Source organism: Sphingobacterium sp. UME9 (assembly GCF_014170215.1).
In the GTDB taxonomy this organism is placed as follows: Bacteria; Bacteroidota; Bacteroidia; order Sphingobacteriales; family Sphingobacteriaceae; genus Sphingobacterium; species Sphingobacterium paramultivorum.
Genome location: NZ_LZZP01000009.1, coordinates 303,751 through 328,486, shown reverse-complemented (window position 1 = coordinate 328,486; position 24,736 = coordinate 303,751). Strand labels below are relative to the sequence as shown.

At 39.3% G+C, this 24,736-nt stretch carries 21 protein-coding genes; 18 read left to right on the top strand and 3 right to left on the bottom strand.

Annotation, left to right across the window (positions count from 1 at the left end; genetic code table 11):
• The first annotated feature begins 1 nt into the window (after nt 1).
• The 9 genes from mraY (at nt 2) to A9970_RS14615 (ending at nt 11,637) form a co-directional block, all read left to right on the top strand.
• The gene (mraY, locus tag A9970_RS14655; protein ID WP_182982825.1) at nt 2-1,246 is read left to right on the top strand and encodes a phospho-N-acetylmuramoyl-pentapeptide-transferase; all 1,245 of its coding nucleotides are present in this window, start codon (nt 2-4) and stop codon (nt 1,244-1,246) included.
• A gap of 2 nt (nt 1,247-1,248) precedes the next feature.
• Nucleotides 1,249-2,622, top strand: a complete 1,374-nt coding sequence (gene murD / locus A9970_RS14650; RefSeq protein ID WP_182982918.1) for a UDP-N-acetylmuramoyl-L-alanine--D-glutamate ligase — start codon at nt 1,249-1,251, stop codon at nt 2,620-2,622.
• A gap of 30 nt (nt 2,623-2,652) precedes the next feature.
• A complete protein-coding gene (locus tag A9970_RS14645) occupies nt 2,653-3,858 on the top strand; it encodes an FtsW/RodA/SpoVE family cell cycle protein (RefSeq protein WP_153846547.1) in 1,206 nt (401 codons plus the stop codon).
• Between the two features lie 13 nt (nt 3,859-3,871).
• The gene (gene murG / locus A9970_RS14640; RefSeq protein WP_182982824.1) at nt 3,872-4,972 is read left to right on the top strand and encodes an undecaprenyldiphospho-muramoylpentapeptide beta-N-acetylglucosaminyltransferase; all 1,101 of its coding nucleotides are present in this window, start codon (nt 3,872-3,874) and stop codon (nt 4,970-4,972) included.
• Nucleotides 4,973-4,981: 9 nt separating this feature from the next.
• Nucleotides 4,982-6,337, top strand: coding sequence for a UDP-N-acetylmuramate--L-alanine ligase (murC, locus tag A9970_RS14635; protein ID WP_182982823.1), 1,356 nt, complete (start codon nt 4,982-4,984; stop codon nt 6,335-6,337).
• Nucleotides 6,330-7,166 (top strand): cell division protein FtsQ/DivIB, encoded by an 837-nt coding sequence (locus tag A9970_RS14630; protein ID WP_182982822.1) that lies wholly within the window; start codon nt 6,330-6,332, stop codon nt 7,164-7,166. The genes murC and A9970_RS14630 overlap by 8 nt, the downstream gene beginning before the upstream one ends.
• 25 nt (nt 7,167-7,191) lie before the next feature.
• Nucleotides 7,192-8,568 carry a cell division protein FtsA gene (gene ftsA, locus A9970_RS14625; protein WP_070564959.1) on the top strand — a complete coding sequence of 459 codons (1,377 nt, stop codon included), beginning with the start codon at nt 7,192-7,194 and terminating at the stop codon, nt 8,566-8,568.
• A 140-nt stretch (nt 8,569-8,708) separates the two neighbouring features.
• Nucleotides 8,709-10,406 carry a cell division protein FtsZ gene (gene ftsZ / locus A9970_RS14620; RefSeq protein WP_153846551.1) on the top strand — a complete coding sequence of 566 codons (1,698 nt, stop codon included), beginning with the start codon at nt 8,709-8,711 and terminating at the stop codon, nt 10,404-10,406.
• A gap of 88 nt (nt 10,407-10,494) precedes the next feature.
• A complete protein-coding gene (locus A9970_RS14615; protein WP_153846552.1) occupies nt 10,495-11,637 on the top strand; it encodes a sugar phosphate isomerase/epimerase in 1,143 nt (380 codons plus the stop codon).
• 29 nt (nt 11,638-11,666) lie between these two features.
• Here the strand turns inward: A9970_RS14615 and A9970_RS14610 are convergent, their stop codons facing one another.
• Complete coding sequence (locus A9970_RS14610) at nt 11,667-12,308, bottom strand: response regulator transcription factor (protein WP_120335355.1); 642 nt, start codon at nt 12,306-12,308, stop codon at nt 11,667-11,669.
• 277 nt (nt 12,309-12,585) lie between these two features.
• On the opposite strand from A9970_RS14610, the gene mscL reads away from it, so the two are divergent.
• From mscL to tsaB, 5 genes are all read left to right on the top strand, one after another.
• A complete protein-coding gene (mscL, locus tag A9970_RS14605; RefSeq protein WP_046673978.1) occupies nt 12,586-12,993 on the top strand; it encodes a large-conductance mechanosensitive channel protein MscL in 408 nt (135 codons plus the stop codon).
• 240 nt (nt 12,994-13,233) lie between these two features.
• Entirely contained in the window at nt 13,234-13,392 is a 159-nt protein-coding gene (gene rpmH, locus A9970_RS14600; protein WP_075991291.1) for a 50S ribosomal protein L34, read from the top strand.
• A gap of 60 nt (nt 13,393-13,452) precedes the next feature.
• The gene (locus tag A9970_RS14595; protein ID WP_182982821.1) at nt 13,453-13,869 is read left to right on the top strand and encodes a ribonuclease P protein component; all 417 of its coding nucleotides are present in this window, start codon (nt 13,453-13,455) and stop codon (nt 13,867-13,869) included.
• On the top strand, nt 13,832-14,086 hold the full coding sequence (yidD, locus tag A9970_RS14590; protein WP_159731830.1) for a membrane protein insertion efficiency factor YidD: 255 nt from the start codon (nt 13,832-13,834) through the stop codon (nt 14,084-14,086). Before A9970_RS14595 ends, yidD begins: the two co-directional genes overlap by 38 nt.
• A 14-nt stretch (nt 14,087-14,100) precedes the next feature.
• Entirely contained in the window at nt 14,101-14,808 is a 708-nt protein-coding gene (gene tsaB, locus A9970_RS14585) for a tRNA (adenosine(37)-N6)-threonylcarbamoyltransferase complex dimerization subunit type 1 TsaB (protein ID WP_182982820.1), read from the top strand.
• On the opposite strand, the gene A9970_RS14580 is transcribed toward tsaB, so the two are convergent.
• Together A9970_RS14580 and A9970_RS14575 are read right to left on the bottom strand one after the other, a co-directional pair.
• Nucleotides 14,803-15,708, bottom strand: coding sequence for a CorA family divalent cation transporter (locus tag A9970_RS14580; RefSeq protein ID WP_153846556.1), 906 nt, complete (start codon nt 15,706-15,708; stop codon nt 14,803-14,805). The two genes, tsaB and A9970_RS14580, sit on opposite strands and share 6 nt — an antisense overlap.
• 88 nt (nt 15,709-15,796) lie before the next feature.
• On the bottom strand, nt 15,797-16,414 hold the full coding sequence (locus A9970_RS14575; protein WP_088160428.1) for an OmpH family outer membrane protein: 618 nt from the start codon (nt 16,412-16,414) through the stop codon (nt 15,797-15,799).
• 191 nt (nt 16,415-16,605) lie between these two features.
• Here A9970_RS14575 and gyrB point away from each other — a divergent pair, with 191 nt between their 5' ends.
• The 4 genes from gyrB (at nt 16,606) to A9970_RS14555 (ending at nt 24,736) form a co-directional block, all read left to right on the top strand.
• Entirely contained in the window at nt 16,606-18,564 is a 1,959-nt protein-coding gene (gene gyrB / locus A9970_RS14570; RefSeq protein WP_153846557.1) for a DNA topoisomerase (ATP-hydrolyzing) subunit B, read from the top strand.
• A 213-nt stretch (nt 18,565-18,777) separates the two neighbouring features.
• Nucleotides 18,778-20,757 carry a hypothetical protein gene (locus A9970_RS14565; RefSeq protein ID WP_182982819.1) on the top strand — a complete coding sequence of 660 codons (1,980 nt, stop codon included), beginning with the start codon at nt 18,778-18,780 and terminating at the stop codon, nt 20,755-20,757.
• The gene (locus A9970_RS14560) at nt 20,754-22,838 is read left to right on the top strand and encodes a ComEC/Rec2 family competence protein (RefSeq protein WP_182982818.1); all 2,085 of its coding nucleotides are present in this window, start codon (nt 20,754-20,756) and stop codon (nt 22,836-22,838) included. Before A9970_RS14565 ends, A9970_RS14560 begins: the two co-directional genes overlap by 4 nt.
• On the top strand, nt 22,835-24,736 hold the full coding sequence (locus A9970_RS14555; protein ID WP_153846560.1) for an ATP-dependent DNA helicase RecQ: 1,902 nt from the start codon (nt 22,835-22,837) through the stop codon (nt 24,734-24,736). The genes A9970_RS14560 and A9970_RS14555 overlap by 4 nt, the downstream gene beginning before the upstream one ends.

The following is a 24,736-nucleotide window of genomic DNA, read 5'->3' as shown; positions in this document are numbered from 1 at the left end:
TATGTTGTACCATCTTTTTACGTGGCTTAGCGAATATATTCATATACCTGGAGGAGGTTTGTTTCAATACATCTCTTTTCGGACATCTATGGCTGTAATCGCTTCATTGATTATTACCACGGTTTTTGGGGGAAAATTGATTCAATTCTTGCATAATAAGCAAGTCGGAGAGACAATTCGTGATTTGGGGCTTGAAGGTGAAAAAAAGAAAGCTGGTACGCCGACAATGGGTGGGATCATCATTATAGCAGGTATCCTTATCCCTACCTTGTTATTTGCGAAATTGACAAATATATATGTGATTATCATGATTGTGACAACACTTTGGATGGGCGCAATTGGATTTTTAGATGATTATATAAAGGTTTTTAGACATAATAAAGAGGGCTTAGCTGGTAAGTTTAAAGTTGTTGGACAAGTTGGCTTGGGAGCCATAATTGCTTGCACGATGTACTTTCATCCAGATATCGTTGTTCGAAAAGGGGTGGATAAACCAACCTCTACCAAGCCCGTTGAAGTGGTTATCAATGAAGGTACAGGTGAGAAGACCTATGCTGAAAATGTGAAATCGTCTAAGACAAATATTCCATTTTATAAAAACAACGAGTTTGACTACGCTAAAGTGTTCAAAATATTTGGTTTACAGAGTGATTATCTAACTTTTGCCGTCTTTTTAGTTGTCGTTATTTTTATCGTTACGGCAGTTTCAAACGGCGCAAATATTACGGACGGTATCGATGGTTTAGCCACGAGTACATCCGCTATCATTGGTGTTACTTTAGCCATTTTGGCGTACGTGTCAGGTAACGTAATCTTTTCAGATTACCTCAATATTATGTATATCCCCAATTCCGGAGAACTCGTGATTTTCGCCGGGGCATTTGTGGGGGCTTGCGTAGGTTTCTTATGGTATAACACATATCCTGCCCAAGTTTTTATGGGTGATACGGGTAGTTTGGCAATAGGAGGTATAATTGCTGCTTTTGCTATTCTGATCCGGAAAGAATTGTTGATTCCGATTTTGTGTGGTGTATTTCTGTTGGAAAACCTTTCGGTTATTCTTCAAGTGTCGTATTTCAAATACACTAAAAAGAAATATGGTGAGGGTAGACGGATCTTTTTGATGTCGCCATTACATCATCATTTTCAGAAGAAGGGGTATCACGAAGCAAAAATTGTAACTCGTTTTGTCATTGTAGGAATCATATTGGCCATTCTTACTATTGTAACATTGAAAATTAGATAATGATGTCAAATATTGCAACAACATATTATCCTCAATCTGGAAGTTTGGTCGTTCTAGGCGCCGGCGAAAGCGGTGTTGGAACGGCGATCCTTGGGAAAGAAAAGGGATTTGATGTATTTGTATCAGATAAAGGACTGATTGCGGACCATTATAAGGAACAATTGAAAGCCGAGGGAATAGCTTTTGAAGAAGGTAATCACGATGAAGAACGAATTTTGAGTGCCGCTTTGGTTGTGAAAAGCCCTGGTATTCCAGAGACGGTGCCTTTGGTAGTCGCATTGAAAGCAAAGAATATACCCGTGATTGCAGAAATTGAATTTGCGGCACAATATACCGATGCAAAGTTAATCTGTATTACAGGATCAAATGGGAAGTCTACGACAACCATGTTGACCTACGAGATGCTCAAGCATGGGGGCCTAAATGTCGGATTGGCCGGTAATATCGGAAAAAGTTTTGCGCTGCAGGTGGCCAAAGAACAGTTTGAATGCTATGTATTGGAAATATCAAGCTTTATGTTGGATGATATGTATCATTTTAGAGCCGATGTTGCTGTTATACTGAATATTACACCTGATCATTTGGATCGATACGACCATAAAATGGAAAATTATGTGGATTCAAAATTCAAGATGATACAAAATCAAACCGAGAAGGATTATTTTATTTATTGCCTGGACGATCCCGAGACTATCAAAGGATTAGAAAGACATCATAGTAAAGGGACTTATTTGCCTTTTACACAAGAACAACTTGTTGAATTGGGCGCTTATTTGAATGCCAATAAGACAATAATTATTAATACACCAAATAACGATACATTCACTATGAGAGCTGAGGAATTGTCATTGCAGGGGAAGCATAATATTTATAATAGCATGGCTTCTGGGTTAATTGCGAAAGTGCAGGAATTGAGAAATCAAGTGATGAAAGAGAGTATGGGGTCGTATGTGAATATTCCACATCGCCTGGAACATGTAGCCTGTATCGGCGGTGTAAATTACATTAACGATTCAAAGGCGACAAATGTAAATTCGGTATGGTATGCTTTGGAAAGTTTCTCTACACCAATCGTATTGTTATTAGGTGGTGTCGATAAAGGAAATGATTACAGTATGCTTGCTGATTTGGTTAAAGACAAGGTGCGTGCTATTGTTTGTTTGGGAAAAGATACGGCTGCGATTCATACGGCATTTGAACAAGATGTGGAGATTATTGTCAATAGCACTTCTATGCAAGATGCAGTGGTATTGGCTTCGCACTTGGCGCAAAAAGGTGATACCGTATTGTTGTCCCCTGCATGTGCCAGTTTTGATTGGTTCAAGAACTATGAAGATCGTGGCGATAAATTTAAAGCGGCTGTAATGGAATTATAAATGATATAACCCAATAAGAGGAGGAAGGATATGCTACAGAACATAATGTCTAAATTGAAGGGTGATCGATGGATATGGATCATTGTGATTATCTTATCGGGATGGTCACTTTTGGCTGTGTACAGTTCGGTGGGTACGTTGGCGTATAAAGAAGGAAAGGGTACAGAAATGTATTTGTTGAAGCACTTTTCTATTATCGCCATTGGGTTTATCCTCATGTATCTTTCCCATAAATTGGATTATCGGTATTATGCTGGTATATCCAAAATCTTAATGGGAATTACAATTCCTTTATTGCTATTCACCTTAGCATTTGGAAGTAGCGTAAACCAGGCAAGTCGTTGGTTGACTATTCCAGGTATTGGGATGACTTTCCAAACGTCAGATTTAGCAAAACTGTCATTGATTGTTTTTCTTGCACGGATGTTATCCCGGAAACAGGAGGAGATCAAAGATGTGAAAAAGTCATTTTTACCCATCATGGGATCCGTATGTGGGGTTTTCGTATTAATTGCATGGGCTAACATGTCCACCGCGATTATGCTATTTGGAGTGAGTGTTTTATTGCTTTTGATCGGTCGGATATCCTTTAAACAGATTGCTATTGTATCTGCTGGGGTTGTTTTGCTAGGAATTATAGTCGTTTCTATTGGTCCTCGGCGTGCAACCTATTATAGTCGTGTGAAGTCTTTTTTTGGTGTAGAGAAGAAAGATGAAGCGACGCCGGTATCCTTCCAGGATGATAAAAATTATCAGGCAAACAATGCGAAAATTGCTATAGCAACTGGTGGGCTTTTTGGAAAAGGACCCGGAAATAGTGTGCAACGCAACGTATTGCCACACCCTTATTCCGATTTTATTTACGCGATTATCATTGAAGAATATGGGACAGTCGGTGGTGTAATTCTGCTATTTCTGTATCTGGCATTTATGTATCGATGTATACGTATTGTCACGATGAGTCCCAAAGCTTTCGGTACTTTTTTGGCTGCGGGTTTGGGATTTAGTTTGACGATTCAGGCTTTGGCCAATATGGCTGTTGCTGTAGGATTAGGGCCAGTTACTGGCGTTCCACTACCGTTGGTAAGTATGGGAGGAACCTCGATTTTATTTACGAGTGTCGCCTTGGGAATTATCCTGAGTGTGAGTAGAAATATTGAAGAATTAAAAGGTAAAGAAGAGCTGGATGAAAAGCCTAAACCGAAAAAAGTGGTTATAGGATCTATTCCTGCATAATAACAAATTAAGCATGGCAATTCGCGTAATTATCAGTGGTGGTGGGACCGGAGGACATATCTTTCCGGCGATTTCAATCGCAAATGCGTTGAAGGCAATGGATCCTGCAAATGAAATTCTATTTGTGGGTGCCAATGGCCGGATGGAAATGGATAAAGTGCCGGCTGCAGGATATAAGATTGTTGGGCTTGATATTCAGGGAATAAATAGAAAGCAGCTGTGGAAGAATATCTTTTTGCCGTTTAAGCTTATGAAAAGTTTAAATAAAGCAAAAAGCATAATTAAAGATTTTAGACCAGATGTGGCTGTAGGTGTAGGTGGTTTTGCTTCTGGTCCATTATTAATGATGGCCAATAAGCTAGGGGTGCCTACAGTCGTGCAGGAACAAAATTCCTATGCGGGTGTAACCAACAAAAAAGTTGGCGCTAAGGCAGCAAAAATATGTGTGGCTTATGAGGGGATGGAGCAATTTTTTCCTGCTGAGAAAGTATTGCTCACGGGCAATCCAATAAGACGCGAGTCCATTGCGATAGCGGGAAAAAGAGAGGAGGCCGTAGCGTTCTTTGAGTTAGATACACACAAAAAGACAATTTTGGTGCTCGGAGGTAGTTTGGGGGCTAAAACATTAAATGAAAGTGTCGTTGCTTACCTCAATGAGCTGAAGGAAGAAGTGCAGGTGATTTGGCAATGCGGTAGTTTTTACGTTGAAAAGTTACAGGCGGAGTTGGCAGGTAAACTTCCAGATAATATCAAGATGTTGGCCTTTCTACAGCGTATGGATTATGCTTATGCTGCGGCAGATTTAATTATTAGTCGCGCTGGAGCTGGTACGATTTCTGAGCTCTGTGTAGTCGGTAAACCTGTTATCCTTGTGCCTTCGCCCAATGTGGCCGAAGATCATCAGACAAAAAATGCAATGGCGTTGGTTAATAAAGATGCTGCGTTATTGGTTAAGGATAGTGATGCAAAAAAAGATTTGGTGCCTGCTGCTTTAAATTTATTAAAAGATGCAGATCATGTCGGACAATTAAGTGGAAATATTAAAAAACTCGGTAAGTTGAATGCTGATGTTCAAATTGCTGAGGAGGTATATAAATTGGTTAATAAAAAATAGACGAATCGTATGAATCTAGATGCAATAAAACAAGTTTACTTGATCGGAATAGGTGGTATAGGCATGAGTGGTCTTGCGCGCTATTTTAAGCATTTGGGCTGTGAGGTGAATGGATATGACCGTACAGAAACTGAGTTGACTAAAACGTTGGTCAAGGAGGGAATTGTGATTTCATATCAAGATGATGTCAATACTATTGATGCCATTTTTCACATACCTACTGCGGAAACATTGGTCATTTTTACACCAGCTATTCCAAAAGATTCGAAGATTAAAGCTTTTTTCGAATCCCAAGGACATATTCTCTATAAAAGATCTCAAGTTTTGGGAATCATTAGTGAGAGTAGATTTACAGTCGCTGTTGCCGGTACACATGGTAAAACGACAACTTCTACAATGGTGGCACATGTATTGAAAGACTCGGGCTATGACTGCTCTGCCTTCTTAGGAGGAATCAGTTCTAACTACGGTACAAATGTGCTTTATGGTAATAATAATACAGTTGTGGTGGAGGCTGACGAATTTGATCGTTCATTTCTGACACTTCACCCCAATATTGCAATAGTAACTTCTTCGGATGCTGATCATTTGGACATTTATGGAGATCGCAGCCATCTGCTCGAATCATTCCAATTGTTCTTGGATAAAGTAGTTGAAGGGGGAACACGTATTATAAAAAAAGGCCTCGAGTTTGCGGGACAAATAAGTTATTCAGGCCATGAAATCGCTGATGCATATGCTTCCAATGTGCATGTACGCGACGGAGAATTCTTTTTTGATTACCAAGATACCAACGGACGGATAGACGATATCCATTTAGGTATTCCTGGTACCCATAATGTTGAAAATGCGGTAGCCGCGATTGCAGTAGCCCGTTTACTTGGGATTGAAAATGAAGCAATCAAGAAAGCATTGACAACATTCAAAGGAGTGAAAAGAAGGTTTGAATATATTGTCCGTAAACCTGGAGCGGTGTACATTGATGACTATGCGCACCATCCAGAGGAACTGCGTGCATTTTTAACTTCGATGCGCAAATTGTATCCTACAAAAAAACTAAATGTGGTCTTTCAGCCGCATTTATTTACCCGTACGCGGGATTTTGTGGATGGTTTCGCAGAGGTATTGTCCATGGCAGACAATCTGTTGTTAATGGAAATTTATCCAGCACGGGAGCTTCCTATTGAAGGGATCAATTCGAGTTGGTTATTGGATAAAATTACGGCAGAGAAAAAACAGCTTGTAACAGCAGAAGAAGTCTTGGAATTCGCGCGCGATGAAAAGCCAGAACTGATTGTTACAGTTGGGGCAGGTGATATTGACAAATTGGTTAAACCGTTACAGACAATTTTAGAGCATGCTTAAAAAATTACGTAACATACAATGGAATCGTGTACTCTACTTTACGCTGTTTTTTATCGGCGTAATAGTTGTCGTCGTGATTATGACTATTGTGGGGAAACGTGATGAGCAGCAGGTTTGTAAAGATATCAAAATTGTCATTGAAGGCACGGAAGCTTTTATTGATCAGGCTGATATCTCCAAACTGATAGAACAAAACTTTGGTAGTTTTGCGGGAAAGAAAGTCAATGGAATTCCCTTTCAAAAGGTTGAAAAAACCTTGCGTAAATTACCTTATGTTTCCGATGCCAGTATACATGCCGATATGGATGGTACGATCAGAATTAATATTAGTCAGCGCGAGGCTGTCATGCGGGTCATCAACAAAAATGGAAAAGAATTTTATGTGGACCCCAATGGGTTGAAGATACCGACAACATTGAAGTATATACCGCATATCATGGTTGCAACGGGTAACATCGCAGAAGGATATAATGAAGCACTGGATACCATATCAACGCCTTTGGTTAAAGATTTGGTGAAGGTTATTGAGTTTATCAAAAACGATGAATTATGGAGTAATCAAGTTGTGCAGATCTATGTCAACGGGGATAAGGATATTGAACTTGTGCCTCGTATAGGTACACAGCAGTTGATTGTTGGGTCGGCAGATTCATTGGAACAAAAATTTGAATTATTAAAGACCTTTTATACGCAGATAATGCCAAAAGTGGGTATAAATGCTTACGGTGTTGTCAACGTAAAATATGGAGGTCAGATTATCTGTGAAAAGAGGGGAAACTGGAGTTTTTCAGATGATCAAACAAAAAAAGTAGCAAATAATACATTATAGTAATACAGCAACAATACAGGAAATTATGAACTCAAAGGCAGCAGAAATTGAAAGAGAAAACCCAATTATCGTGGGACTCGATATTGGTACTACCAAAATTTGTGTTACGGTTGGGAGACGTAGCTCAGGAAACAAAATTGAATTATTAGGTGTGGGCAAAGCTGACTCTGCAGGTGTAAGCAGGGGGGTGGTTGCTAATATCCAGAAAACTGTGGGGAGTATTTTAGAGGCTGTTGAGATAGCCGAAGCACAGTCCAATGTGGATATTAAAGTGGTGAATGTGGGAATTGCTGGCCAACACATCAAAAGTATTCAACACCGTGGAATATTTACCAAAACCGATGGTGATGATGAAATCATTCGACGCGATATCGAACGACTGATTTCGGATATGTATAAACTGGTACTGCCTCCAGGAGAAGAAATTATACATGTTTTACCACAGGAGTTTACGGTAGATAACGAACCCGGTATTCGCGAACCAATCGGTATGGCTGGTCGCCGTATTGAAGCAAACTTCCATATTATATCGGGACGTGTAACAGATATTAAAAATATCAAGAAATGTATTGATAATTCCAATCTGGAAGTTGCTGAATTGATTCTCGAACCTTTAGCGTCTTCTGAAGCTGTATTGGATGAAGACGAAAAAAATGCTGGCGTTGTATTAGTGGATATCGGTGGTGGAACCACAGATGTTGCCATCTTCCATGAAGGAATTATTCGTCACACTGCTGTGATTCCTTTAGGCGGTAATATTGTAACGGAAGATATCCGTCAGGGATGTTCTGTTTTGCGTTCTCAGGCTGAATTGTTGAAAACTCGTTTCGGATCGGCTCTAGCTGATGAAAATAAAGAAAATGAGGTGATTTGTGTGCCAGGATTGAAAGGTCGTGAACCAAAGGAAATTTCCGTGAAAAATTTGGCTTATATTATTCAAGCTAGAATGGAAGAAATTATTGAGCACGTGTACTATGAAATCAAATCTTCAGGATATGAAAATAAACTGATCGGTGGTATTGTTATTACCGGTGGTGGTGCTCAATTAAAGCATTTGGTACAACTTGTTGAGTATATTACTGGAATAGATTGCCGTATCGGATTTCCGAATGAATATCTTTCTAAGAATGAGGTTTTACCAAAACCGTTGTTTGAAGAATTGAAAAGTCCTTTGTATGCAACAAGTATTGGCTTGTTGATTAAGGGAATTCAATCCCATGAGGAAGAAGAAGATAGCCGTAGAGAAATGCACGCCCCATCGAAAAAAGTGCAGGCTGCTACGGTGACAACAAAAGAGGTTTCTGAACAACAACAAAAAGAGCAAGGATTATTGTCATGGTTCAAACGTTTTATCAAAGACGGTAACGAAATCGATGACGCAAGTTTTTTAGATAAGAAGTAAGTTTTCCACAATAGTTGAAGTTTTCCACAATTTAACAAATGTGGAAAACTTTTGTTGAAATTATATTATTATTACATTACATATAGTGGGTTTGATTCGTTTTGATATCATCTTCATTGTAAGTTAAATAGGGATAAGTTATGTCAATACAGTTTGAAATGTTAAAAGAACAATCTTCAATAATCAAGGTTATTGGGGTTGGTGGTGGTGGCGGCAATGCCGTAAACCACATGTATAAACAAGGAATTAGTGGGGTAGATTTTATCGTGTGTAATACTGATGCGCAAGCATTGGAATTAAGCCCGATCCCAAATAAAGTTCAATTGGGAATAAGTCTAACCGAAGGTATGGGAGCAGGAGCAGATCCTGATGTAGGTGAAAATTCAGCGATCGAAAGTATTGAAGATATCAAACGCATGTTGGGTACCAATACGAAGATGTTGTTTATTACCGCTGGTATGGGTGGTGGTACCGGTACTGGAGCAAGCCCCGTTTTGGCTAAAGCCGCTAAGGAATTGGGTATTCTTACTGTTGCAATCATAACTACACCGTTTACATTCGAAGGTAAACGCCGTCGTTCTCAAGCGGAGGAAGGGCTTTCGGAATTACGTAAATATGTAGACTCTTATCTTGTTATTTCTAACGATCGTTTGCGTGAAATCTTCGGAAATTTAACCATGACCGCGGCTTTCGCAAAAGCAGATGATATTTTGACTACTGCTGCAAAAGGTATTGCCGAAATTATTACTATCCCTGGTTATGTAAACGTCGATTTTAAAGATGTGCGTACCGTTATGAATGATAGCGGTGTTGCTATTATGGGTAACGCAATAGCTGAAGGTGAAGATCGTGCATTACGTGCTGTAGAGGGAGCCTTGGCTTCACCATTGTTGAAAGACAATGAGATTGAAGGCGCTCGTTATATCTTGTTAAATATTACTTCTGGAACGAAAGAAGTAACCATGGATGAGGTAGCGATCATTACGGATTACATTCAGGAAAAAGCTGGTCTATCAGCAGATTTGATCTGGGGTAACTGTATTGACGAGAACTTTGAGGATGAGCTGTCAGTAACAATTATTGCAACTGGTTTTCAAACTTCTGAAGAACGCGATAAAGAACGTGAAAATACAAAGGTGTCTATGCCCTTAACAGCTGAACCGGCTAATTCTTTTATTAAACCTGTTTCTCAGGTAGCACCAAGAGAAGTTCCAGCTACGAATAGTTTCGTAACTCCGGTTCAACGTGTGGATACACCAGTCCCTTCTTCAAATACGCCAACTCCGAATAATTTGCAATCTGATTTGTTCACTTCACCAAGAAATGCTGTGCAACAACAGGTGGCTGTTGAGGAACCTCAAGTTATACGTCATGATTTAGGTTTTGATGGTGGTTATGAAGAGGAAACTTCATTTGGAGACAGTGATTTTCAATTGAAAACCTCACCATCTGTGTTTCAATTCCAGATGCCAACAGTTTTTGATTCTTATGCAGCCCCTTCTGCATCGGGATATGAGGAGAAACCTACCTTTTCATCAAGTACAACAAATGAGCAAGTAGAAGTTCCTCAGGTGGAAGAAGAGCAGGTTTCGTTTGAAGATCAGCTGGTTCGTACGAAAGAGCGTATCTTGCGTCTTAAAGAATTGAGCATGAAACTAAAATCTTCTAATGGTCTACATGAGTTGGAAAATGAGCCTGCTTATAAGAGAAAACAAATGTCATTGGAAGATACACCGCATTCTTCACAATCTCAGGTGTCTCGTTTTACACTTTCTTTTGAAGATGGAAATACTGAAATCAGACCGAACAATTCTTTTCTACATGATAATGTAGACTAGTTGATTCACCATAAAATAACAAAAAGCCATCCAATCGGATGGCTTTTTTAGTATCTTTAAATACCGAAATAAGACAATTATACAAGCTATGACGACAAAATTAAATAACCCTGTATGGGTAATGAGTTCTGCATTTGATAAATTATCCTTACCGGAGTTGATTCAGACGACCAAAAGAATCGGAGCGGGGGGGATAGACCTTTGTGTGTTTAGAAAAGATGGTACCCGAGAAGATCATACCGCAACACATTTGGATTATGATGATTTCACTCCTGCAAAAGCAAGGGAAATCATTGAGCTGTTCAATCAGGCTGATTTAAAACTTTCGCTTGGTGCTTTTGAAAATATGATTGGTGGTGATCCTGAACAACGTGTGAAGAATCAAAATCATTTATTGAAATTGATCCGTATTGCACATTTGCTTGGTGGTGATGCAAATAACGTCAAGGTAGGAACATTCGTTGGGTATAATCACGAATTGGGCAATCAAATTGATGGATTTCAAAAAAATCTTGAAGAATACAAACGTGTATTTGCTCCCATTGTTAATTATGCAGAGAGTTTAGGCGTAACCATCCTCTATGAGAACTGCCCAATGGAAGGATGGCGCTCATCACGTTATAGCTCTACCTATAACAATCTTCCCGCAGTGCTGGCCGCTCGTAAATTAATGTATGCTATGATTCCGAGTAAAGCTCATGGTGAGATTTATGATCCTTCACATGATGTTTGGCAAAATACAAATCCAATTGAGGTTATTCGTAATACAGATATCAGCCGCTTACAGCGTATACATGTAAAGACTACACGTAATTTACAGACTGCTGCACGTATTGATTGGGGTGGAATGTATCCTATGCAGCATGTTGATGCTGAATTGGCTAAAAAAGCCAACGTAAGTATTCCTGGACATGACTGGGATAGACATCACTATGAAGCAATGTTACCGGGCTTTGGTGGATCCGATAGTATGGATTGGCGCGGCTTTGTTGACTTATTGCAAGAACGTGGTTTCAGTGGACCTTTTGAGATCGAAAACGAAGCTAAGAATTCGAAAGATACAGGTGATTTTTCTGCAACGGTTCAGGGATTTACGACGTGCCTCAACTTTTTAGCGCCGATGTTATGGGATTTAGAAGCAGAGGTGGGGTATTCTTATAAGAAATCTCAACCTTTAAAAGACCTGAACGTAAAAGATGTTCCAGTTGTTACTATTGATGAGTTAATTTAGTAGGATAAAAATGCACTCCAACAAAATGACTAGTTGTTGGAGTGTATTCTGAAGAGTTCAATAAGTTCAGGAATATTAGAAACATTGAGCTTTTCAAAGATTCTACTTTTATAGGTGCTCACTGTTGAAGGGCTTAACTCCAACAAGCTAGATACTTCAATAATCCCCAGTCCCTTTATCAATTGCTTAGCAACGTCCACCTCTCTATTTGACAAACGTGCCAAGGGATTTAGTTTCGTCAGTTCAGACTTGCTCTGTGTCAATTTCTGAATATATAGATCCTGTACATTGCTCGACATGTACTTCCCTCTATCCTGAATAGCCAGAATAGCATTGGAAAGTTCAGCCATAGCTGTTGTTTTGTTGAGGTAGCCTACTGCTCCTGCTTCGATATAGCGTAGAGCATATAGTGATTCGTCATAAGACGAGAAAATCAAAATTTTGATGCTCGGTCGAATTTGAAGGATCTCCTCAACGACGCGTATATTATTTCCTCCCGGCATATTAATGTCCAGCAATAATAGGTCGAAATCCTCTACCTTTATTTTTTCAAGAACCTCGTCAAAGGTTTCAGCTTGGAATATTTCTGCCTTTTGAAGAGTTTCTTTAATAATAACGGAGGCTCCTAACCGTACAATACCGTGGTCGTCTGCTATAAGAATCTTTTTCATAGATATGCTATCTGATGCTGGGCTTTAATTACCGTATGAAATAAAGTACTAACAATATACAATATATCTTGATATTTTACTAGTTAACGCGCAAATATAAGAAATTAAGTTAATAAAAATTGGGGTGGGGCGAGTTGCGTGTTTTTTTATATAAATAGGACATAGGCTAGAAAATATAGCACAATATGAGTTTAACGATAAAAAATTAGCATATTTTAATTAGATTTATGTGACAATTATTAGTTTTGTCATAATTCATGGACTAAAAAAATTAAATATGGGATTTTTAAAAGAGTTTAAAGAGTTTGCAATGCGCGGTAGCGTAGTAGATCTAGCTGTCGGTGTTGTCATTGGTGGAGCTTTTGGTAAAATTGTCACCTCATTGGTTGATGATATTATCATGCCACCCATTGGTTATTTAACAGGTGGTGTTGATTTTTCCTCCAAAAAATTGATCTTGAAGGCTGCTGATGAAGCTACTAAACAAGCTGAAGTATCTATTAATTATGGAAACTTTATTAATGTGGTTATTCAATTTTTAATTGTAGCATTCTGTATTTTTTGTGTTATTAAGGCTTTAAATTCATTGAAACGTAAAGAGGAGGCAGCTCCGGCGGCACCTGCAGCACCAACGAAAGAAGAAACGCTTTTGACTGAGATCAGGGATATTCTGAAAAATAAATAGTGTAAGGTATATACTTTATTTATAAAAAACAGCACAGTCGAACTGTGCTGTTTTTTTATTTTGTGGTAATTGAAAAATTGTTTTTTGAAGCTGTAGCTGAATAAATTAGCTTGTCCGCGTCACATTAACTTTAAATGTTCGTAATATTGTTTGTTTTTGTCTAAAATAAACTTTACTTTTGCATTCCTCTTGGGGAGTTTTGTATTAATTGAAGTAAGAACAAATTAGCATAATAGCGTCATGAAAAGAACATTTCAGCCATCGCAAAGAAAGAGAAGAAACAAACACGGTTTTAGAGAGCGTATGAGCTCTGCAAACGGTAGAAGAGTATTAGCTTCACGTAGAGCTAAAGGTAGAAAACGTCTTACAGTGTCTGACGAATACCGTCACAAAGGTTAATCTTTGACAAGGATCGGTGGCCACTTATAAGAGCTTTTTCTAATAAGATTAAGTCATCGTATGAGAAATACATTTACAAAAGAAGAACGGTTATGTGCGAAAAGGCGTATTGATACGCTTTTTAAAAGCGGTTCTTCTTTTGTCTTGTATCCGTTTAGAGTTGTTTTTATCTTCGAGAAAAACAACTTGACTGACGATATTCCCTCCAGTCAGTCTATCATTTCCGTATCCAAACGTAGGTTCAAAAGAGCAGTTGATCGCAATTCAATTAAGCGAATGATGCGTGAAAGTTACCGTTTACAAAAATCGAATGATTTGATTCCGTTTTTGTTGAAACATAATGTAACTTTGTATTTAGCTATTCAATATGTAGGCAAGCAGATCTTAGCGTATGATGTGTTTAGCACCGCAATGAATAAAATGCTGAAAAAATTGCAGAATGAATGTGCTGAAGCTTATTTGGAAAAAGGGGATTAGACCCTTGTTTAGTTTTATTTTCTTGGCTATTATTCGTTTCTACCAAGTTTTTATCTCACCATTTTTAGGCGCCAATTGTAGATATACGCCTACCTGTTCTCAGTATGGTAAGGAAGCTATTCTGAAATATGGTCCTTTTAAAGGTGGCTGGATGGCTTTGAAACGAATTGGGCGTTGCAACCCTTGGGGTGGCCATGGGCATGATCCTGTACCTTGATTTCTATAACGACGATGAATAATTTAATTTTACAAATTGATACGTCAACCACTGTATGTTCGGTTGCCTTGAGTGAAAATGGTCAAACGTTGCAAGTTATCGATCTCGATGAACAGAATGCTCATGCGGCTAAATTGACTATTTTGATTGAGGAAATTCTCAAACAGACAGGCCGAAAGATGCAGGATTTGAGCGCTGTTGCGGTGAGTATGGGGCCTGGCTCGTATACTGGCTTGCGTATAGGGGTGTCTACGGCCAAAGGTCTTTGTTATGCCTTAGATTTACCTTTAATCGCTATTAATACGTTAGAAGCTCTATTTCTAGGTTATAAAAGTCAATTTGGCCTAACAGAAGGTGAGGCATATCTTCCGATGCTCGACGCCCGTCGTATGGAAGTCTATACAGCAGTTTATAATCATGATGCTACGTTGGCGAGAGCAACATCTGCAGAGATCATCGATGTTGATTATTTCAATGAATTATTGCTGAACTACCATCGTGTCCATTTATTTGGTTCGGGAGCCGATAAATTCGAAGATTTGTTCAGTGCAACGGATCGCGTGGATGTGCTGAGCGGATTTAATGTTTCCGCGGCTTTTCTATCGACGTTGGCTTTTGATAAATTTCAGCGCAAAGAGTTTGAGGATGTCGCTTATTTCGAGCCATTCTATCTTAAAGATTTTGTGGTTACCACGGCAAAGAAAAAGGTTGGCCTATTATAGCCAGCCTTTTCTTTTGAACCACAAATAAATCGCAAGGGATATGGCGACCATGATCCCCATGGCTACCGGATATCCATAGTACCATTCTAATTCGGGCATATTTTTGAAATTCATTCCATAAATTCCTGCCACAAAAGTGATTGGCATAAAAAATACGGAGAAAATCGTCAGGATACGCATAATCTCATTGGTGTGATTAGACGAGATGTTGAAATACACATTAAGCAGCTGTGCTACATTTTCCGATAAGTTTTCGTACAAGGTTGATGTCCGGACCTGCAGATCTTTTAAATCCCGGGTGTACACATCCTTTTTGGAGGATGAATGAAAATGCTCAACAACCTCCTTGTAGAGAAAGATGACCTTTCGTGCAACATCAATCTGCCTTTTTATAAAATAGAGATTTTTCAATATTGGCTGTTGCTTCATGCGTTTCAGAAAAATCAATTCTTCGTATGCATCGATGCGTGTTGAAAGTTGCTCTAACGTTTGGCTAAAGGTAAATACAGCTGCAGTCGTGATAAATACAGCCAGTTTACGGCTATTTTTTGTCTTGATGGACGTAAATTCAATGTTCTTAAGTTTTTCTAAAAATTCAATACGACGTTTGTGTACAGTAATCACAAAATCGCTTCCGTAGAAGATGGTCAGGCGGTCGGTGATTTCTCCGATGCTGTCTGAATTTTCCTTGAAATTGTCCGACATGACACGAAGAATAACAAAGGTATAATTCTCAAATTCTTCAATTTTCGGTAGATGTTCTGGTTCTTTGGAATCCTTGATCGAAGCTTCATTCAAATTGAAGCGCTCTTTAATGAAGGTGAAGTCTTCTGAGGTTGGCTCAGCTATATCTATCCATTCGTAGTTTGCGATTTCCTTTTCAACAATCGTTCTGACCATAAATCTAATTTTAGTAAGGACAAGATAAGAAAGAAAATAAAAAAAGCCATCAACGGAGTCGATGGCTTTCCTAAATTATTATGATCTTCTATTTGTTTGAAGATTTATATTCTTCGTTTAACTGTTTGATTACTTCATTCGTGATTTCCAAAGATGGGTCAGCATACAATACAGTTGGGTTGCTTTTTGAATAGGTAAGCACCAGTTTGTAGCCATTTTCTGCAGCATGTTTTTTCAGGAATTCGGTAATTTTATTATAAACATTGTTGAACTCTTCAGACTCGTCTTTTGCAATAGAGGAAGAAGCTGTTTGGTCTAAACGTGCAAGCTCATCTTGTTTACGTGCTAGTTTTTGTTCAGTAGCTTGTCGATCAGGAGCAGACATTGTAGCTGCATTTTTTTGATATTCGGCAACTTCACGTTGGAATGCAGTACTTTTCGATTGCAGATCCGTTTGTGCTTTCTTTACTTTGTTTTCAAGCTTCGATTTAATGTCCTTAAAATATTGATATTTTTCAGAAAGTGAATCCGAGTTTAAATAGACGATTTTATCTTTGTTACTTCCCTGGCTCTCCTTGCTTACGGTATTGGAATCATTTTTTGCAGGTTCGTTTGTTGTTTTTGCACCTTGGTTACATGATGCAATAGTTCCAACCAATAAAAGGCCAAAGGAAACTTTCGATACAATTGAAAATATAGTGTTCATTTTTTTGTTATTTGCAAATTATTACTGAAAACAAACCTAACATAAAAAAATCGAAATTCTAGTTTTTAGTAATAAAAAAGTAAAATTATCCTGTGTATTATAATTCGGAATATAGGTGCAATACTTGTTCACGGACTTGATAAATCGGCCAAAATTTCGTATTTTTGAATATTACATTTAAGAGGTTTTCAATGAGCGAAGAAAATAAGAATGCATCCACCTATTCGGCCGATAATATTCAGGTATTAGAGGGTTTAGAGGCGGTTCGTAAGCGTCCATCCATGTATATCGGTGACACCGGTGTAAAAGGATTGCACCATTTGGTATACGAGGTTGTTGATAATTCAATCGATGAAGCTGTAGCGGGATATTGTACAGATATCTTTGTTACTATCCATAAAGATAACTCGATTTCTGTCCGCGATAACGGTCGGGGTATTCCTACAGGGATCAACAAAAAAGAGAATAAATCAGCCTTAGAGCTTGTAATGACAGTATTGCACGCCGGAGGTAAATTTGATAAAGATACATACAAGGTTTCTGGTGGTCTGCATGGTGTTGGGGTTTCCTGTGTGAATGCGCTATCTACCCTTTTGAAGGCCGAGGTTCATCGTGATGGAAAGATCTACCAGCAGGAGTACCAAATTGGTAAGCCCTTGTATGATGTGAAAGAAGTTGGTGTTTCGGATAAGACGGGTACTATTGTAACGTTCCATCCAGATGCGACGATTTTCACGCAGACTACGGTTTATAATTACGATACATTGGCAAATCGTCTTCGTGAGCTTGCATTTTTAAATAAAGGTGTAAACTTGACCTTGAATGATGAGCGTGATACAAATGAGGACGGTTCTGAAAAGAAAGAAACATTCTATTCGGAAGGTGGTCTGAAAGAGTTTGTGAAATTTTTAGATGGTAACCGTCAGTCGTTGATTCCTGAACCTATCTATGTTGAAGGCGTAAAACAAGGTATCCCTGTTGAACTGGCTTTACAATATAACGATACGTATTCGGAGAATGTCCATTCATATGTGAATAACATCAATACGATTGAAGGTGGCGCTCACGTTGCAGGATTCCGTCGTGGTTTGACACGTACCTTGAAAGCTTATGCGGACAAGTCTGGTTTGCTTAAAAACTTGAAAGTGGAAATTACTGGCGATGACTTCCGTGAAGGATTGACAGCCGTAATTTCGGTGAAGGTTGCAGAACCTCAATTTGAGGGACAAACCAAAACTAAATTAGGTAACTCTGAGGTGATGGGGGCTGTAGATGTTGCTGTTGGTGAGATCTTAGGTGTTTATCTGGAAGAGAATCCACGCGAAGCAAAATCTATTGTTCAAAAGGTTGTCATTGCAGCTCAAGCACGTGCTGCTGCACGTAAAGCCCGTGATTTGGTCCAACGTAAAACCGTTATGGGTGGCTCTGGACTTCCAGGTAAATTAGCCGATTGTCAAGACAACGATCCTACGAAATGTGAGATCTATTTTGTCGAGGGGGATTCTGCGGGTGGTACTGCCAAGTCTGGTCGTGATAGAAAGTATCAAGCAATCATGCCTTTACGAGGTAAGATTCTGAACGTAGAAAAAGCGATGGAACATAAGATCTACGAAAATGAGGAGATCAAAAATATGTTTACAGCTTTGGGGGTGAGTGTAGGTACTGCCGAAGATGCTAAGGCACTGAATATTGAAAAATTACGTTATCACCGCATCATCATCATGACCGATGCCGATGTGGATGGGTCCCACATTACAACATTGATCTTGACGTTCTATTTCAGATACATGAAGGAACTGATCGAGAGAGGATATGTATATATCGCTACACCGCCGCTATACTTGGTGAAAAAAGGAAAAGAGCATGAGTACGCTTGGAATGAAGACCAACGTATCAATGCGATTCAACGTTTGAAAGGATCAGGTAAAGAGGATAGCGTACACGTACAACGGTATAAAGGTCTTGGAGAGATGAATGCTGAACAGTTATGGGATACAACCATGAACCCTGAAACGCGTACTTTAAGACAGGTGACGATTGAAAATGCTGCGGAATGTGACCGTATCTTCTCGATGTTGATGGGGGATGAAGTTGCTCCGCGTCGTGAATTTATCGAGAAAAATGCACGCTATGCTAAAATTGATATTTAATTGATCTGATCATAAAAGAATAAAAAAAGCCTGATGAAATTTTTCATCAGGCTTTTTTTATTCTTTTATATTTCCTAATTTCATACCAGTGAACCGTTTTCTGCCGGGAAAAAGGTTCATCGCCTAGCATTTAGCCAATATTAATTAAAACCTATTATGAAATATTGTAGCAAAATTTTGCTCTTTATAGGTTGTTTTATTGGACTAACCTGTATGGCGCAAACAAATGAAAAAATCGATCTCCAAGATTTATTTGAAAGCTTATCGGAAGAACTTCCTGAGGATGCTGATTTGAGCGAATTGACTGAAAAGTGGTATTATTATCTCAAACACCCCATCGATCTCAATAAGACTGATGGCAGAGAGCTCTCTGAATTACAGTTTTTAAATCCTTTATTGATCGGACGCCTACTGGACCATAGGGCCATTTCAGGAGATTTTATCAACGCACTCGAATTACAGTCCATTGAAGGATTTAATGAACCGATAATCAGTTTGCTGTTACCTTTCGTAAGTGTAGGCGCCGGGTCGCCCCTTGAAACTCTGAAATCGAGAAATTTTAAACAGGAATTTATAATACGATACGCCCGGGCACTCGAAAAAGCAAAAGGCTATCGTATAATGGATACGGCGAGATCCCATTATCTCGGCGATGCGAATCGCTATGCGATAAGATATCGAGCCCAATTGAATGATGCGATTCATCTTGCGCTTAACATGGAGAAAGATGCCGGAGAACCATTTTTTAGAGACAGACAAAAAATGGGATTTGATTTCTATAGCCTAAGTATATCGATAAAGTCTTTAGGCCGTTTCAAGAATATCGTGATCGGCGATTATGCTTTGCAATTTGGCCAGGGACTCAGTATGTGGAACGGTTTGAATTTTGGAAAAGGGGGATTGGTACAGCATACTGCAAGACAAGGGATCGGTGTAAAGTCATATACGTCATTAAATGAGGCTAATTTTATGCGCGGCATTGCAGGAACATTACAGATTAGGCAGGTTGAAATTACACCTTATTTCTCCTACCAATCCATTGATGGAAAAGTTGACCATACAACTTCTCCGCCTACGATTTCAACGATTGCAAGCTCGGGCTTGCATCGAACTGCAACCGAACAGCAATACCGTCATGCCGCATCTCAGCTGGCCTATGGATTGAATCTATTGTGGCGCTATAAGCGGTTCAAAATGGGTGTTCATTTCAATCAGACGCAATTGAATGTCTTCAAAATAAAAGGGAAGGCAATACGGCAAGAAGCGGACTTTGAAGGTGATTTTTTACGAAATATAAGTCTATATGCAAACTATACGATTCGAAATGCTTATTTATTTGGCGAATATGCAAATAGCATGGATGGTGGTTCAGCACTGTTAGCAGGATCTATCATAAGTTTGCATCCACGTTTATCGTCGGTTATATTGCTTCGGGACTATAAGAAGAATTTTCATACTTTTTATGGACAGGGATTTGGTGAATCGGATAACACCTCCAACGAGCAGGGGGCTTATTTGGGACTAACGTATCAATTGGGTAGAAAATTACTCTGGTCCAATTATGCCGATATATTTCGTTTTCCGGGAGCAAAGTATCAGGCTGATACGCTATCTACAGGTGCTGATTTCTTTAGCCAGCTGAGTTACATGTGGTACAAAAAAGGCCAACTTTCGTTGCGCTATCGCAACCGATTGAAACAAGTTAACTACCAAGGAGAGGGACAAACCGAGAATGGGCTTGTGAATACCAGCAAACAGCAGTTCAGGGTAGAATTTCAGTACCGCCTAAGTTCAATATGGACTATTCGCTCCCGTGTGGAAGCCAATTTATTCCAAAAAGAGTATCAGGGAAATAGTTTCGGATATATGTGTTATCAGGATATACTTTGGAAGTCTAGCGCTGGAAAATTCCAGTCGAATATACGCGTTGCGTATTTCGATGCGGCAAGTTATGATAATCGGATCTATGCTTATGAGCAGGATGTATTATATGCATCTGGTTTTGGAATGTACAATACAAGGGGATGGAGAATGTATTTAAATCTGCAGTATCGGTTAAGCCGCCATGTTCAGGTATGGGCCAAATATGCGATCTATTACTATCCCGAAAGGGGGAGTATTGGGACTGGACTGGATCAAATTGAGGGCAATAAAAAATCGGAGGTTAAGGTGCAGTTGAGGTGGCAGTTATGAAAAAGTTGAGTTTTCTGCAAAGATTGGAGCGACTTCCTACGCTGAAGCTTGCTGTTCCATATCTTGTGACGCTTCTTCTGGCACCTGGATTGCCGATGTCGCTCCATATTTTCCAATGCGTTCAACAGTTATTGGTTGTGCTGGTTTTGATAACGTTTTGTTGTTATTTATTAAAGGGAAGAATTCGCCGATATGGCTACATCTACGGGTATTATGTGTCTGTTGTATTATTTGGAATTTTCCAATTTTGGCGCGAGGACCCTTTGGTTACAATCAGTCATTTTTCCCATATAATGACGGATAGTTATGTAGTCAAAATTATTGAAGAGCCAAAAATGAAGCGGGATATCATTCGTTTTTCGGCAGAAGTAGTAGGAGCTTACCAAAAAGGTGAATTTGTTGAAACTACAGGTAGACTAATGTTATCGCTAAAATCTAGCCAGAAGAATTCACTGCAGTTTGGTGATCTATTGTGGTTAAAAGGTCAAGTAAAGGAAATAGCTCCGCCATTCAATCCAATGGAATTTGACTACAGACAGTATTTGAAAAGACAGCATATCTATCATGAAATTTTCGCAGTCTTTGGTCGGTATAAGCTGATCAACAGGAAAGAAACAACGGCTTTTTCATTAACTGGGCTCGCTTTACAAACGAGGAGATATTTTTTGGTTAAGCTTCGTCCCCATATCAAAAGGGATGAGCACTTTGCTATTGCGTCAGCTTTATTATATGGTTCTCGGAGCGATATCAGTGCCGAAAGCATCCAGGTGTTCACCAATACAGGAACGATACATGTGTTAAGTGTATCGGGAATGCATGTTGCTGTTTTATTCGGTTTTTTATCCCTTATTTTCAAGCGAATTGCCTGGCCTTCCTATCTCAGATGGCTGCCACTAATTTTGTTATGGAGTATGATCTGGATATATGCTTTTATTGCAGGACTTGATCCGCCCATTACGCGGGCAGCTATTATGATTAGTTTTGTGCTGTGTGCACAGCATTTTAAACGAAGCTTTTCAACACTGAATTCGCTTATTATTGCCGCATTATTGATTTTGCTGGTCGTTCCCCGGGCTGTTGTTGATGTGGGTTTTCAGTTGTCCTTTCTCGCCGTTTTGGGTATGACGATATGTTCGCCGCTTGTCGAGGGATTCCTTCCGGTCAAAAGACCAATATTACGACTTTTGAGAGATGCATTGGCTGTTTCTATTGCTGCGCAGATACTGACAACGCCACTCAGCCTTTACTATTTTGGTCAATTCCCAACTTATTTTCTGATAGCCAATGTATTAGTCGATTTGCCTTCAACCTTAGTGATGTACCTTGGTTTTATCATGACAATCAATCCAATGCAGGGGCTTAACGATTTATTGGGTTTCCTTTTGGAGCATCTCATTGCTTTCATCTTATACTGTTTGAAATTTATTGACCATTTGGCTTTTTCAACAATAAAAGTTGAACCTATGGGGCTGGAGCTTCTATTTTTGACCTATTTTGCACTATTTTCTTTTTTATATGCTTTTCAATGGAAAGATAAAAAATACGTTTGGTTAGGGGGATGCTGTACAATTGGAATACTATTGATCACTGCGCAAAAATGCTTAGAAAATAAAGATGTAGAACGGTTTCGGGTCTATAATACGAAGCATGAGTTGACGATCGGGTATTTCAAAGGTGGGCGCGGTATCGTTTACAGCACATTTGATTCTTTGCAAGCCTCGGGTTTGCAATATTCATGTGGAAGAGAAATCCAATTATTGACGAGTGAAAAAGTTCAGTTTGTAGCTTTGAATGGTCGGGAGCGGAAAAACTATCTTGTTACGCTCCCCTTGGGTAATATCGCGATTCTGTGCCATGCCGTTGAAACTATGCCACAAGCTGACCTCGTTATTGTCAGGAAAAATTTACTAAATGGTTTACCCCATTTATTGAAGCAAATTAGACCAAAACTTGTTATACTGGATGGATCCAATTCGATGGAGAAATCCAGGCATATACAACGTATGTTAGATAGTTTGGGGATACAGAATTATCTCATGAAGGATAATTTTGCGTATGTTTGGGATAAGGAGAACTTATGACGCAAGATAGTATATCAATCTTAAGGCAATACTGGGGATTCGATTCATTTAGACCCCTGCAGGAAGAAATTATTCAATCGGTCATTTCAGGTAAAGATACACTGGCTTTATTGCCGACTGGCGGTGGAAAGTCGATTTGTTTTCAAGTACCTGCCTTGATGCGAGAAGGGATTTGTATTGTCGTTACACCGCTTATAGCATTGATGAAAGATCAGGTTGAGCATTTGAAAAAAAATGGAATTCAAGCGGTCGCAATTTATGCTGGAATGCGGAAGAGGGAGGTGGATATTACATTGGATAATTGCGTCTATGGGCAAATAAAATTTCTCTATCTTTCTCCTGAAAGATTGTACAATGATATAGTAAGGGAGCGCATACGATTTATGAATGTAAATCTGTTTGCCATAGACGAAGCGCATTGTATTTCTCAATGGGGATATGATTTTAGACCGCCCTATTTAGAACTCGCTAAGTTACGGGAACTGCATCCCAAGGTTCCTTTTCTGGCTCTTACAGCGACCGCAACTGAGCGTGTCATCAGCGATATACAACAGAAACTGAATTTTCCGAAAGAAAATGTATTTGTCAAAAGCTTTCTCCGCGACAATTTGGCTTATATGGCCATTGAAGAAGAGGATAAGATGGGACGCATGGTACGGATTATACATAAGTTGGGTGGATCCGGTATTGTCTATGTCAGAAATCGGCGAGAAACGCAGGAGATAGCCCGTATTTTGGTCAATAACGGCATTTCAGCAGATTATTATCATGCTGGGCTTTCGGGGCAGGAACGGGATCAGAAACAGCAGGGATGGATGACAAATGTTGTTCGCGTTATTGTAGCTACAAATGCGTTTGGGATGGGAATTGATAAACCCGATGTACGGTTTGTGATTCATCTCGATTTGCCCGATTCGCTGGAGGCCTATTATCAAGAAGCTGGTAGGGCAGGAAGAGATGGCAAGAAGGCCTATCCTGTTATTCTTTATCAAAAGGCAGATGAGCAGAAGCTTGTCGATAATTTGCAAGCTAGCTTTCCTGATATTCCATTTATTCAACAGACCTATCATTACCTTTGTAATCATTTTCAGATTCCCTATGGTTCTGGCGAAGGAGTGACTGTAGATTTTGATGTTGTTGCATTTGCCAAAAAATATCAACTGCCATTGGTTCCTGTTATGAATGCGCTGAAGTTTCTGGAGCGCGACACTTGGTTGGTTTTGTCAGAAGCTGTCACAATACCCTCACGCTTTAAGTTTGAAATTGATAGCGCCGAATTGTATAAAGTTCAGGTGCAGTATGTAAAATATGATAAGCTCATTAAAGCTATTTTGCGCAGCTATGGAGGTGTATTTGAAAACTATATCCTCATCAATGAATATGAATTTGCACGTAAGTTAGGTCTGCCTTATGATCGTGTTGTCGAGCTGTTGAAATCGTTGGAGACATTGGAAATAGCGAGCTATCTGCCTTCTACAGATGCGCCACAACTGACCTTTTTGCAGAACCGCGTCGATTACAAACACCTGCATATCGATCATATTTTTATTCGTGATCGACATCAGGTGAAGGAAGAGGAAGTCAATGGCATGATCGGTTATATTGAACATAGCAATTGCCGTAGTCAGTCGCTATTGTTATATTTTGGAGAGAAAAATGCGGGGTTCTGTGAAGTATGCGATTTATGTCTGATCCGCAATCATCAGGAAAAGCAGCGGGCAAATATAAAAGCAGAAATCAAAAACAGTTTGCTTGCTGGAGCAAAAAATATTCATGATTTGGTGGCAAGTTTGACGATAGGTACAGAAAAGAAAAGAATAGAGATTATCCGTGATCTCCTAGATGCCGAAAAAATTCGCTTGGAGGATAATCTCTATTCTTGGAATACCTTGTTTTAA

What these genes read in the sequence shown, in the direction of transcription:
- mraY (WP_182982825.1), top strand. Translation starts at nt 2, where the DNA reads ATGTTGTACCATCTTTTTACGTGGCTTAGCGAATATATTCATATACCT.
- A9970_RS14615 (WP_153846552.1), top strand. Translation starts at nt 10,495, where the DNA reads ATGACGACAAAATTAAATAACCCTGTATGGGTAATGAGTTCTGCATTT.
- ftsZ (WP_153846551.1), top strand. Translation starts at nt 8,709, where the DNA reads ATGTCAATACAGTTTGAAATGTTAAAAGAACAATCTTCAATAATCAAG.
- gyrB (WP_153846557.1), top strand. Translation starts at nt 16,606, where the DNA reads ATGAGCGAAGAAAATAAGAATGCATCCACCTATTCGGCCGATAATATT.
- mscL (WP_046673978.1), top strand. Translation starts at nt 12,586, where the DNA reads ATGGGATTTTTAAAAGAGTTTAAAGAGTTTGCAATGCGCGGTAGCGTA.
- A9970_RS14580 (WP_153846556.1), bottom strand. Translation starts at nt 15,708, where the DNA reads ATGGTCAGAACGATTGTTGAAAAGGAAATCGCAAACTACGAATGGATA.
- ftsA (WP_070564959.1), top strand. Translation starts at nt 7,192, where the DNA reads ATGAACTCAAAGGCAGCAGAAATTGAAAGAGAAAACCCAATTATCGTG.
- yidD (WP_159731830.1), top strand. Translation starts at nt 13,832, where the DNA reads ATGAATGTGCTGAAGCTTATTTGGAAAAAGGGGATTAGACCCTTGTTT.
- A9970_RS14595 (WP_182982821.1), top strand. Translation starts at nt 13,453, where the DNA reads ATGAGAAATACATTTACAAAAGAAGAACGGTTATGTGCGAAAAGGCGT.
- murD (WP_182982918.1), top strand. Translation starts at nt 1,249, where the DNA reads ATGTCAAATATTGCAACAACATATTATCCTCAATCTGGAAGTTTGGTC.
- A9970_RS14610 (WP_120335355.1), bottom strand. Translation starts at nt 12,308, where the DNA reads ATGAAAAAGATTCTTATAGCAGACGACCACGGTATTGTACGGTTAGGA.
- A9970_RS14565 (WP_182982819.1), top strand. Translation starts at nt 18,778, where the DNA reads ATGGCGCAAACAAATGAAAAAATCGATCTCCAAGATTTATTTGAAAGC.
- tsaB (WP_182982820.1), top strand. Translation starts at nt 14,101, where the DNA reads ATGAATAATTTAATTTTACAAATTGATACGTCAACCACTGTATGTTCG.
- A9970_RS14575 (WP_088160428.1), bottom strand. Translation starts at nt 16,414, where the DNA reads ATGAACACTATATTTTCAATTGTATCGAAAGTTTCCTTTGGCCTTTTA.
- murG (WP_182982824.1), top strand. Translation starts at nt 3,872, where the DNA reads ATGGCAATTCGCGTAATTATCAGTGGTGGTGGGACCGGAGGACATATC.
- rpmH (WP_075991291.1), top strand. Translation starts at nt 13,234, where the DNA reads ATGAAAAGAACATTTCAGCCATCGCAAAGAAAGAGAAGAAACAAACAC.
- A9970_RS14560 (WP_182982818.1), top strand. Translation starts at nt 20,754, where the DNA reads ATGAAAAAGTTGAGTTTTCTGCAAAGATTGGAGCGACTTCCTACGCTG.
- A9970_RS14645 (WP_153846547.1), top strand. Translation starts at nt 2,653, where the DNA reads ATGCTACAGAACATAATGTCTAAATTGAAGGGTGATCGATGGATATGG.
- murC (WP_182982823.1), top strand. Translation starts at nt 4,982, where the DNA reads ATGAATCTAGATGCAATAAAACAAGTTTACTTGATCGGAATAGGTGGT.
- A9970_RS14555 (WP_153846560.1), top strand. Translation starts at nt 22,835, where the DNA reads ATGACGCAAGATAGTATATCAATCTTAAGGCAATACTGGGGATTCGAT.
- A9970_RS14630 (WP_182982822.1), top strand. Translation starts at nt 6,330, where the DNA reads ATGCTTAAAAAATTACGTAACATACAATGGAATCGTGTACTCTACTTT.